Origin of the sequence: Okeania sp. SIO2B9, from assembly GCF_010672505.1 — a bacterium.
Taxonomy (GTDB): Bacteria; Cyanobacteriota; Cyanobacteriia; order Cyanobacteriales; family Microcoleaceae; genus Okeania; species Okeania hirsuta.
This window is the reverse complement of record NZ_JAAHGK010000089.1, coordinates 1-10415: the sequence shown is the minus strand read 5'-3', so window position 1 is coordinate 10415 and position 10415 is coordinate 1. Positions and strand designations below refer to the sequence as shown.

Genomic DNA, 10415 nt, shown 5'->3' with positions numbered 1-10415 from the left:
ATGGTAAAGTATTTGTAGTGTAGGCATCTTGCCTGCGACTGGTGTACCTTACTAATCTGAAATAGGCTGTATCTTGAGAAGAGAATTTTTATTACGTCTCCAAAATTTTATGTAAAATTTGACTCTTGGAAAAAAAGACCTATCTATTAAAAATTTTAAAGTGCGAGAAAAACTAAATTTGCCCTTAAATAAGGAGATAATAATCCTGACAAGATTGGGGAAAAAACTTAAGTAAATGTAATCGTTCATTAGTTAAATTAGATATTTGTTTAACCTCCTGAAGATAGAAGACGTGAACCGATTGAAAACACTGAAATATCCATCGTAGAGTTGGTCTATCTGTGAGGCGACCTAACTGATTTTTAACTCCAGTTTTCATCCTTTTTAAAGTTTGGCGAAGTTCTCTTTGTCCCAAGGTATAAACTAATAAACACACTCTCCAAATTAATCCCAAAGCTTCAATGGGTTTTGGAGATTTAAGAAAGACACTATCAGTTAAAAACATCGGGTATGCATAGGAAACGAAAACCCCGTTATACTGACTGCTGATCTTTGTATTTAGAAAGCATTTCTTCCCCAGTTAATTCTTCGTAATTTAAAACATTAGTTGCCAAAATAAATCCTCCGGCACTTCGTTTTTCAAGACTTACTTTTTCTGCACAAATAGCTACTGTAGCTTCTACTTTATAGGTAAGCATTTCCTGCGGACTGCTGCGCAAACAGCTATTAGCGGTCAGCTATCAGCTTTTTAATAGATATCTCCTCCATTCATAGGGAGTAGGTATGGAGGGGGAAAGAATTGATAATTGCTGTGATTCGATTAATTGGATTTTTGATTATTGGAGATGTCTAATGAATAAAGCAAGCATTCATTTAATTTCTACTACATTCTCCACCACATATTCGTACTCTGAAGCTTTGATAAAATTGCTTTTTTATGCTTTAAAAGTAATCAAGCTGATAGTTGATAGCTGACTGCTGTTTGCGCAGCATTCCGCAGGAAATGCTTACCTTTATAGTCCTGGGAATTAGGAGTTTTAGACTTGTTAACCTTGATGATTTTCAAGTCGGTAAGTTCATGGTATTTAGACACCTTTAAAAGGCGTTAGGCTGCTTTTTTTGCATCCGCAACACAGCCAAATTCCTGAGATTTTAATTCTCGGAGTTTTTTTTGAGAAGCTTCCCCATCATGGGTGAATTCTTTTCTCTAGATTTTTTAAATCTGACTCTCTTCTTTTTTGACTTTCAACTAATAACCATCTTTGTTCTACTGCTGCATAATTTTTTTTTATTTCAACATAATTATATCCCGGTATTTTACTCATAATTAAATCGTTGCTTTCCACAGACTTAACTAAAACAGTAGCTGCTTTTACTGTTAATGGTACTCGAGGAGACCACTTCAATTTATTGACTATTTGTAGATTTTCTTGGGTGTAAAAGGAGCTATATGCTACCATTAAGCTGTCAAATTGCAGTTGTTTTTTAAGCTCTATCATCGCCCCACCAAATTGCTTTTGATCTGATTCATTGCCGTCACAAATATTCATCCATAAAGGCACATCTCCATCATTCGTACAGATTAATTCCATCAGAAATTGTTTTAAATCTGGCCGATGGTAAGAGTGAATACCCATAAGTAATTTTTATGGTTTGATGTTCTCCTGAATTGTTATATTCGACCCGATGATGAAAACTGCTTGAGTCTAAGTGAACTGTTTCTAGATTTAATTGATATTTTTTAATAATTTCTAGTACGATAAAAACAAATATTTGATTTAACCCAATCTCATGGATTTTGTCTAAAACTCAACAATAATTTGTCGTCATTCAAATACTCTACTTTTACTTCAATTCCAGCGTAAATGTTCCACCGCCTTTCCTTCAAAGAAATCCTTGAATATATATAGGGGGGACGATACTAATCCCATACCATTTAAAATCATGGCTTTTACTACATTAAGATGCACTGATTTTCTCCGTCTTTTTCTCTTCTATTAATTCATTAATTTTATCAACTATTCCTATTTCATCAATTATTCCAGCTACTAGCCCCAAGTGGTCTAAATTTTTGATTTCCACGCTCCATTTTTCTTGTTTTTACCTTTTCCAACTTTCGGAGTAATTTTTACATAAAAACTCTCATGCATTGTTCTTGATGTACCTCAGTATTTTTACTAAAAATATTTTTCAATTTTCTGGTGATGCCAGTATTAATACTTAATTAATTGCGTTGGCGGAGCAAGTGCGGCAGCTACATCGCTTTCTTACGGTATTTTTGTACTACATTTTGAAGTGCGGAATCTGGGTTAAAACCGTTACGGAATTGAATATAAGGAAGATTGTCTTTTTTTCCCCCTTAAAAGAGTCGGCTTCAAGGCGCGAATTATTTAATTATTAATTATTAATGATTCGGTAAGTGATGTAAATATATTAAGAGAACAACAGCATAATTTTGATAAAAAACAAAAATATCAAGGAGATAAAGCTGATGAAGGAGTAGAGAGAACAACTACACCAAAAAAGAAGCCAATAAAAAAAGAAATGTCACCATAAATCAAAGAAGAAAATCAATAAAAAGCCAAAAATAGAAGATTTGTAGACCATGTAATAAGATTAATTAAAATATTTGGAGTTCCTAGAGAAAGATTGAGATTAAAAGATAATAATTATCAAAAAGTAATCTTGAAAATATGTGGTATTATCCGATTAATAATAGGTTAATTTATATTAGTAAAAATCATAAAAAATTGAGATAAAAATAAGAAATCAAAGTGCAATTATTTAGATTAGTAACACAAAGTATTTCTGATAACCATAAAACCGTACAAGTTAACTATTTTAATGAGTAGCGGTCGCCTCCGGTTAAGCCTACGCTATCGCTCCACTAAAGATAGTTAAGATAGGCGTTTGAGTATTTTTGGAGATGTCTATTACAGTCTGCATTCACAAAACAATTATTACCACTCCTATACAAACGACGCTTTATTCTTTTTCCTGATGGTTTCCAATCATTGGGTTTTTCAGCATAATTAGATAGACAGTCACCATCTAAAAATGAAGCCATACTTGTATAACTCTCTTAGTGTTTCTATAAATATTATTCCATATCCATAGCACAACTGAGCTATTCTTTCTTGACAAGGCAATAAGCTGATAACTGACATCTAAATACCTACATTACATCGGCATTAATTAGGGAACAGCTTTACCTCCTACAAGGCAATAAGCTGATAGCTGACAGCTAAATATTTAGGGCTTGCTGATTAAATATTAAAGCATTAACTGATATTGTTTTTAGCATTTTTTGTTCTAAAAAAGTACCAGCTTTTCGGTGGATACCAACTGCATAAAGCTAGTATTTTGGGATGATTATGGCAGAACAATCTTGCTTGGGAAAATTCTTACTCCTACCTCCTCGCTCATTCCCTGTTCCTCCAGTATAGCTGTCTCCAGTATAGCTGTCTCCTACCCCTACTACTCATACTTTTTGCTGCAAACCCTATTTACATTACATCGGCATTGCTGAGGGACGAATGGAAATATAAGTGGGGTGGGTATCCTGCCAAGGAGTGAAAATATAGCAATGTGCGCTGGCATATTTACACATTATTTTTTGTAAACCTTTTCCAGGCTGTACTGTGAGCTGAACATTGTAAATACCTGAGCGCTCATTGCCATATCAGGAACGGTTCAACAATTAATAAATAATAATTAATAATTAGGGATTACCGATCTAATATCAAAGTACTGAAATATAAAAGTTTTAGCCTTTTTTGAGCGAAAAAAAGTGCCTACTTTTGAGCTGGAGTTACCAAAAATTTGGCGTTGCTTAAATGTAATGATAATTAGACATCTCCACCACGCATAAGGAGTAGGCAGTAGGCAGCTTTGCTGTAGGGGTAAAAAATTGATAATTTCTTTGGGATATAGATATTGATTTTTTATTCTTGGAGATGTCTATTAGCTGAAGGTAAAATTGAAAAACTTATGTTTTGCGTTGATACTTAATCTAAAAATCATTACCACTCAGCAACGCCAAAAATTTAACACAAAAGACAGACAAGCACAGAACAGATACAGATACAATTATTCCTCCCAAATTTCCCACTCTCCCCACACTCTGCTTTTGTAAATATCAGGAACGGGAACGGGCAAGATACCCATTCCACTTCCACAAAACTATTAATATCATGTGCGGATAATTAGTGATAAAAAACTTTCTCCTTCTTCTCCTGTTGTTCTTCTTCCTTCTTCTGTCTTCCCTCCTGAGGACTGAGAACTGAGGACTGAGGACTGACTCCTCCGTCGTTATTTATTTATAACTGTTCAACCGGACATCATATAAAATCCCAAGCACATTTATGCAACGCCTACATTAAATCTATGGATTGCTTCAAACTTCTGCCACTTTTAATCAGAATATTTATTAGTAATTTTTAGTATAATTATAAGATATATTTATTAATTGATAATATTATGATTTATTATAACATCAGTAATGTTAAGAAACCGTAACATTAGAACTCCAGAATTGCCTATAAACCCGTATGTATACTCATAATCTTTAAGTAAGCACTCTTGACCAAATCTAAAATATTCTGCAAGATATACATTTAAAGGCGATCCCGGTGATCCCAAAAAAATGCTGTTCTGATCGTTTCTATATATCTCGAAACTCTTAAGAGCCTTCAAGTATTTGTTGGATCGGGAAAAAGAGTCCTTCAAAAAAACAAGAAAATTAGATGTAATTTCCTGTTAAGTTTTGGGAAATGAAATACTAAACACTGTCAAAAAAAAGGAGAACATACAGAATGGTTCAAGAACGTCCACCCTTAGAAGAGATGACTTTGAGACAACTACGCAAAGTCGCTAGTGAGCTAGGTATATCTCGTTACAGCAGAATGCGTAAAGCACAACTACTGGCATCAGTGATGGAAGCTCAAGGTATTAGCCATACCTCATCCGCTCCACCTTCAGCATTAGAAACACAAGAAGAGGTGGAAGCAAAAAAATTTGAGTTAGGGCAAGAAAACAAAAATGATGATTTTCTTTCATCCATTGATGAAGGTTTAACAGATTTACCCAATGGGTATACTAAAAGCCGAATAGTTTTAATGCCACGAGATCCAGAGTGGGCCTACGCCTATTGGGATATTCCTAATGGACAGAAAGAAAAGTTACGTCGTCAGGGGGGACAGCAGTTAGCGCTGCGTATCTATGATGTAACTGACATCAAATTAAGCTACCAAAGTCCCCACAGCATTCAGGAATATCCTTGTGATGAATTAGCTCGTGAATGGTACATACCAATTCCAGTAAGCGATCGCGACTATGTTGTGGAAATAGGGTATCGATGTGCTGATGGTCGGTGGTTAGTTTTAGCTAGTTCTGAGCGAGTGCATATTCCACCAGTTTATCCCTCAGATTGGATTGATGACCAATTCATTACAGTAAGTTGGGATGAAGATTTACGTGGGAAAACCTTTATGGAACTGGTTCCTGCTAGTCGCAAAATTACTTTTCACGATCGTCCCGATGATATTTATGAAGAGATGTTCGGCATAGCTGAAGTCGAGAATCAAAGGATTGCTGGTTCTATGTTTGGCTCTATTCAAATGGTTCCTGGTTCAGGCCAAATGATTGAAGAAGGAGTCAGTTCCTATACTATGGCATCAGGTGTAGGGATGTGGTCATCTGGTGGCAATATCTCTGGAGCTACTCAAACCATGTCTGGTGTAGGTTTAACTGCTTCGGGGGTAGGTCAAACCATGTCTGGTGTAGGTTTAACTGCTTCGGGGGTAGGTCAAACTATGTCTGGTGTAGGTTTAACTGCTTCGGGGGTAGGTCAAACTATGTCTGGTGTGGGTTTAACTGCTTCGGGGGTAGGTCAAACTATGTCTGGTGTGGGCATCAATATGTCTGGTGTAGGTTTAACAACTTCAGGAGTAGGTTTAACTGCTTCGGGGGTAGGTCAAACCATGTCTGGTGTCGGTTTAACTGCTTCGGGCATGGGCATGAATATGTCTGGTGTAGGTCAAACTATGTCCGGTGTCGGTTTAACTGCTTCCGGTATGGGCATGAATATGTCTGGTGTAGGTCAAACCATGTCTGGTGTTGGTCTAACTGCTTCGGGGGTAGGTCAAACCATGTCTGGTGTTGGTCTAACTGCTTCGGGCATGGGCATGAATATGTCTGGTGTCGGTTTAACTGCTTCGGGGGTAGGTCAAACCATGTCTGGTGTCGGTTTAACTGCTTCTGGCATGGGGATGAATATGTCTGGTGTAGGTTTAACCGCTTCTGGCATGGCCATAAATATGTCTGGTGTAGGTCAAACCATGTCAGGGGTAGGTTTAACTGCTTCCGGGTTAGGTCAAACTATGTCTGGTGTCGGTTTAACTGCTTCGGGGGTAGGTCAAACTATGTCCGGTGTCGGTTTAACTGCTTCCGGTATGGGCATGAATATGTCAGGGTTAGGTCAAACTATGTCTGGTGTCGGTTTAACTGCTTCGGGGGTAGGTCAAACTATGTCCGGTGTCGGTTTAACTGCTTCCGGTATGGGCATGAATATGTCAGGTCTAGGTCAAACTATGTCTGGTGTCGGTTTAACTGCTTCGGGGGTAGGTCAAACTATGTCCGGTGTCGGTTTAACTGCTTCCGGTATGGGCATGAATATGTCAGGTCTAGGTTTAACAACTTCAGGGGTAGGCTTAACTGCTTCTGGTATGGGCATGAATATGTCAGGGTTAGGTCAAACTATGTCTGGTGTAGGTTTAACTGCTTCCGGTATGGGCATGAATATGTCAGGGTTAGGTTTAACAACTTCAGGGGTAGGCTTAACTGCTTCCGGTATGGGCATGAATATGTCGGGGTTAGGTAAAACTATGTCTGGTGTAGGTTTAACTGCTTCGGGCATGGGTTTAACTGCTTCAGGGGTAGGTTTAACTGCTTCGGGCATGGGTATGAGTATGTCAGGTCTAGGTTTAACTGCTTCAGGGGTAGGTTTAACTGCTTCGGGCATGGGTATGAGTATGTCAGGGGTAGGTTTAACTGCTTCTGGTATGGGCATGAATATGTCAGGGGTAGGTTTAACTGCTTCTGGTATGGGCATGAATATGTCAGGGGTAGGTTTAACTGCTTCTGGTATGGGCATGAATATGTCTGGTGTTGCTGCTTCTATGCCACCAGTTCGTCCCCGCAAGTTCTGGTTAGTTGCTGATGCCGAACTTATTATTCACGGTGCAACGGAACCAGATGCTACTGTCACTATTGGTGGACGACCTATTAAACTCAATTCTGATGGTACTTTCCGTTTCCAGATGGCCTTCCCTGATGGTTTAATTGATTATCCTATCATGGCAGTGGCAGTGGATGGCGAACAAAACCGTTCTATACACATGAAGTTCGCTCGTGAAACCCCCGAACGTCGCACTAATACAAAGCAAGAAGCTGTTTTGGAATGGGTAAGATGAAAAATCAGCAGTTTAACTATTGATAGCTAAGGTATAAGTAGCGATCGCTCATTTATACCTTGCTAAAAAAGTGTTTGTAAAGTTTTGTAAGGTAAAGCGATCGCCCTTATAACTGGTTAGTGCAGAGCGCAAAGTGTGGGATAGGTATCAGCTCATTCCACTTCCAAGGAGCGATACTGCTGACGGTATCCTCCGCGAATCCTAACCCAGCTCTTTGGGCAGCAGTATTGTGATTGGGACTATGAACCCAAATCCAATTAAAGTAGGCGATACGCCTGATGCCACGCTCCGCAAACGCCAACCTAACTGTGATCTTTATCTGTTCCCAGACCTGACCAAATTTATTCTGGGGTGCGATGTCACCGACCTATCTGCTGTCTGACAATCCCATTAGTTCCCTCTAATTGTTGAGTCTGGCTCAGGGGGTGACAAGCACCTCAAACCTATTGTGGGGCAATAGTTTCAATGATTATACCTCTGTATAAAATCTGGATTTTTCCTCAATAATAATGATCATCATTTTTAGAGAAGGGGTTGGCACGTGAAGCCTACCAATCCCTTCTCCCCCAATTCAAGTTGATTTTTATCTCAATTGTTGATGGTAGTCATCACTCACATTTTATGGTAGAAAAAGTCGATCCACTTACATAAATAGACCAACCAAATGCAATTTTCATTATTGTATGAGTCATATTTTCAACAATCCTGGAGTGATACTCAAGTCCAAACTTTAAAAATTTTAGTTTGGTGATTAACGGTACAGAAAACTGTCAAAATATAAAGGCATTTCTGGTTGTTTTCCTTTACCAATCACATATGAAAGTAGTCGAAAACATATACAAAGATTTTTAACATTATTTTCTTTGAGCCTTCCATTGTTTTGGTTTCCAATGATCATGATGATTATGAGTCGAGAATTTGTTGATGGTAGTCAATTAATTTTAACTATAGATAGAAGACAATGGAAAAATCATCATATCTTCGTGATAGCCACTATCTACAAAAAAAGAGCATTACCTATTTACTTGCAAGTTTTGCTCCAAAAAGGCTCTACTAATTTAGCGGAGCAAAAGGCACTTATTAAATCAGTTTTACGGTGATTAAAAAAATATAAACTGGTGGTTATTGGACAGGGGGAATTTTGCTAACGCAAAGCTCCGCTAACACGATGTAGAGTTATGTCACTGGCTAAAAGTTAGAGATAGAACTCCAAAAATTAATTTGATCTTCCGACAAAAACAAGATACTACCTATAGAAAAACTCGTCAAAAATACCAGCCCCAATCGGAATTTACCTGTATCTCCAGGAACCAAAATATTTTTGAGTCACATTAATCTCACTGATTACAAAGGATTTGGAGGTTTTAATTTAGTTGCTTATTGGAAAAGAAAATATAAAAATAAGATGGAAAAAGAACCTTGGTATTTATTGACAAATATTGATAATTTAGATGAAGTTCTCAGAATTTATCCCTCTCGAATGAGCATTGAGGCTATGTTTAAAGATTGTCAAACAGGGGGATATAATCTAGAAGGTAGTCGAGCTAATACACAACGTCTGACCAATTTAACTTTACTTATCGAAGAGTGCTGATACAGCTTCATTTGATCAAGGTAAACTCATCAAAAAATCTGGGGATCAAAATTATATTTGTAGATTAACACAGCTGGGACGAAAAGATAGAAGACATAGCAATTTTTGGGTAGGAATGCAATTGTGAATTGTGGGTCATAGCTGGGGAATATTTAGTTGAACTTGTCACAGATATGATCAATTTTAATCGGATGAAAAAGTTGAATTATCAAAGGGGATGAAAAGCTCTGTCAATGTTAAATAATATTTAATAGACTTGTCGCTTTATAACTTAAAAATTCCCCAAAAACCTTGTTCTGTAAGGATTGTAGCTATACAAATTCTCTCACATTTTAACACTCACCTATAGCCTTTAAACCCCTATCTAACAATGTTTTTGAAGTGCTTGTCACCCCGTGAGCAAATTTTCCTCTGAATAGCGATTGCTATCTGAAGTATTCGGGTACTTCAGTTTAATGGGACTTACACAAAATAGAGTGATAAAATAAAATAGCTTCAAATATATACAGGTAGAGAGTTTTATTTCAAAAAGGTATAAATCCTTAACTAACAAGGGTTCCAGCTCTTTTTAGGGGGTTGACGTAATTCCCTTGCCTAGACTGACTCTTAGCCATTTTTCGACCATAAAATGTCTAAGTACCATTAACAAATTCATAGCTCAATTCAGCAACGCCAGATTTTTTTATTAAGTCTAAATACTTACTCAAACTTTCTGGCTTTTACATACTACATTTTGTAGTGAAAATGTGGGTTCAAAGATTGCTTGATTTAAAAGAACAAGGTATCTATAGCTATTTTAATGAAGTAATAGAAAATCGGATTGTCGAAGTAATTAAGCAGCAAAATTTAAAGGACAAACTTTAGAAGTAACCATGCAAACTTTAGAACGCTTTTATACAGAAGGTTTAATGGGAAAAATAGATATGAATTCAGAAGGTCGTGAAAAAACTTTGGCAGTTTGGCGTTATCAATTAGAGCGTTTATAGCCGGAAGTGGAACCATAAGTAAGAAGATGTTATACCATTTTCAAAAAATACTGTTACAGTGCTTTATTCTGTTGGTAGGAGTTTTGAGATTAATACTGTAGCGACCTTTTTTGAATTTGGTATTAAGTGTTAGGTTTTAGGTTGAATTGAGTCAAGTACTAAGTTTTATTATGTTATATCAAATCTATTTGTATACTTATCGAAAAACCTCCTGTGACAACTTGCTTCTAGCTTCTGATAGAGGAGCTAATGTGCTTCGCCGACGCGTGGTTGTACCGCTGTTCTCCGCGACAGTCTTCCCTTAGTGGCTCATTGGGAAATAAAGTCTAAATGCTGAAGCACTTACTGATAAGTTATAACTAA

At 37.2% G+C, this 10415-nt stretch carries 9 protein-coding genes and 2 pseudogenes; 3 read left to right on the top strand and 8 right to left on the bottom strand.

The window, feature by feature from the left end; genetic code table 11:
* Window positions 1-184 precede the first annotated feature (184 nt).
* From F6K13_RS05515 to F6K13_RS05495, 6 genes are all read right to left on the bottom strand, one after another.
* Window positions 185-505 carry a hypothetical protein gene (locus tag F6K13_RS05515; protein WP_124146640.1) on the bottom strand — a complete coding sequence of 107 codons (321 nt, stop codon included), beginning with the start codon at window positions 503-505 and terminating at the stop codon, window positions 185-187.
* Between the two features lie 28 nt (window positions 506-533).
* Window positions 534-698, bottom strand: a complete 165-nt coding sequence (locus F6K13_RS05510) for a hypothetical protein (RefSeq protein ID WP_161564659.1) — start codon at window positions 696-698, stop codon at window positions 534-536.
* Between the two features lie 489 nt (window positions 699-1187).
* On the bottom strand, window positions 1188-1637 hold the full coding sequence (locus F6K13_RS05505) for an IS1634 family transposase (RefSeq protein WP_124146639.1): 450 nt from the start codon (window positions 1635-1637) through the stop codon (window positions 1188-1190).
* Window positions 1638-1850: 213 nt separating this feature from the next.
* Window positions 1851-1931: a hypothetical protein gene (locus F6K13_RS34925; protein ID WP_353734828.1), complete on the bottom strand. Its 81-nt coding sequence runs from the start codon at window positions 1929-1931 to the stop codon at window positions 1851-1853.
* Between the two features lie 28 nt (window positions 1932-1959).
* Entirely contained in the window at window positions 1960-2082 is a 123-nt protein-coding gene (locus F6K13_RS05500) for a DUF4277 domain-containing protein (protein WP_124146637.1), read from the bottom strand.
* An 805-nt stretch (window positions 2083-2887) separates the two neighbouring features.
* Window positions 2888-3067 (bottom strand): hypothetical protein, encoded by a 180-nt coding sequence (locus F6K13_RS05495; protein WP_192901178.1) that lies wholly within the window; start codon window positions 3065-3067, stop codon window positions 2888-2890.
* Between the two features lie 1747 nt (window positions 3068-4814).
* On the opposite strand from F6K13_RS05495, the pseudogene F6K13_RS34920 reads away from it, so the two are divergent.
* Window positions 4815-5429 (top strand): annotated as a pseudogene (locus F6K13_RS34920) (DUF4912 domain-containing protein); the annotation flags it as partial.
* Window positions 5430-6751: 1322 nt separating this feature from the next.
* Here F6K13_RS34920 and F6K13_RS34915 read toward each other — a convergent pair.
* Together F6K13_RS34915 and F6K13_RS05480 are read right to left on the bottom strand one after the other, a co-directional pair.
* The gene (locus F6K13_RS34915; protein WP_375340655.1) at window positions 6752-7201 is read right to left on the bottom strand and encodes a hypothetical protein; all 450 of its coding nucleotides are present in this window, start codon (window positions 7199-7201) and stop codon (window positions 6752-6754) included.
* A gap of 387 nt (window positions 7202-7588) precedes the next feature.
* Window positions 7589-7885, bottom strand: a pseudogene (locus tag F6K13_RS05480) (hypothetical protein); the annotation flags it as partial.
* A gap of 492 nt (window positions 7886-8377) precedes the next feature.
* Here F6K13_RS05480 and F6K13_RS05475 point away from each other — a divergent pair.
* Both F6K13_RS05475 and F6K13_RS05470 read left to right on the top strand, forming a co-directional pair.
* Entirely contained in the window at window positions 8378-8572 is a 195-nt protein-coding gene (locus tag F6K13_RS05475) for a hypothetical protein (protein WP_205127493.1), read from the top strand.
* Window positions 8573-8793: 221 nt separating this feature from the next.
* Window positions 8794-9066, top strand: a complete 273-nt coding sequence (locus F6K13_RS05470) for a hypothetical protein (protein WP_205127492.1) — start codon at window positions 8794-8796, stop codon at window positions 9064-9066.
* The last annotated feature ends 1349 nt before the right edge of the window (window positions 9067-10415 follow it).

Coding starts and splice junctions, on each gene's coding strand:
- F6K13_RS05515 (WP_124146640.1), bottom strand. CDS start 505: ATGTTTTTAACTGATAGTGTCTTTCTTAAATCTCCAAAACCCATTGAA.
- F6K13_RS05510 (WP_161564659.1), bottom strand. CDS start 698: ATGCTTACCTATAAAGTAGAAGCTACAGTAGCTATTTGTGCAGAAAAA.
- F6K13_RS05505 (WP_124146639.1), bottom strand. CDS start 1,637: ATGGGTATTCACTCTTACCATCGGCCAGATTTAAAACAATTTCTGATG.
- F6K13_RS34925 (WP_353734828.1), bottom strand. CDS start 1,931: ATGGGATTAGTATCGTCCCCCCTATATATATTCAAGGATTTCTTTGAA.
- F6K13_RS05495 (WP_192901178.1), bottom strand. CDS start 3,067: ATGGCTTCATTTTTAGATGGTGACTGTCTATCTAATTATGCTGAAAAA.
- F6K13_RS05475 (WP_205127493.1), top strand. CDS start 8,378: ATGAGTCGAGAATTTGTTGATGGTAGTCAATTAATTTTAACTATAGAT.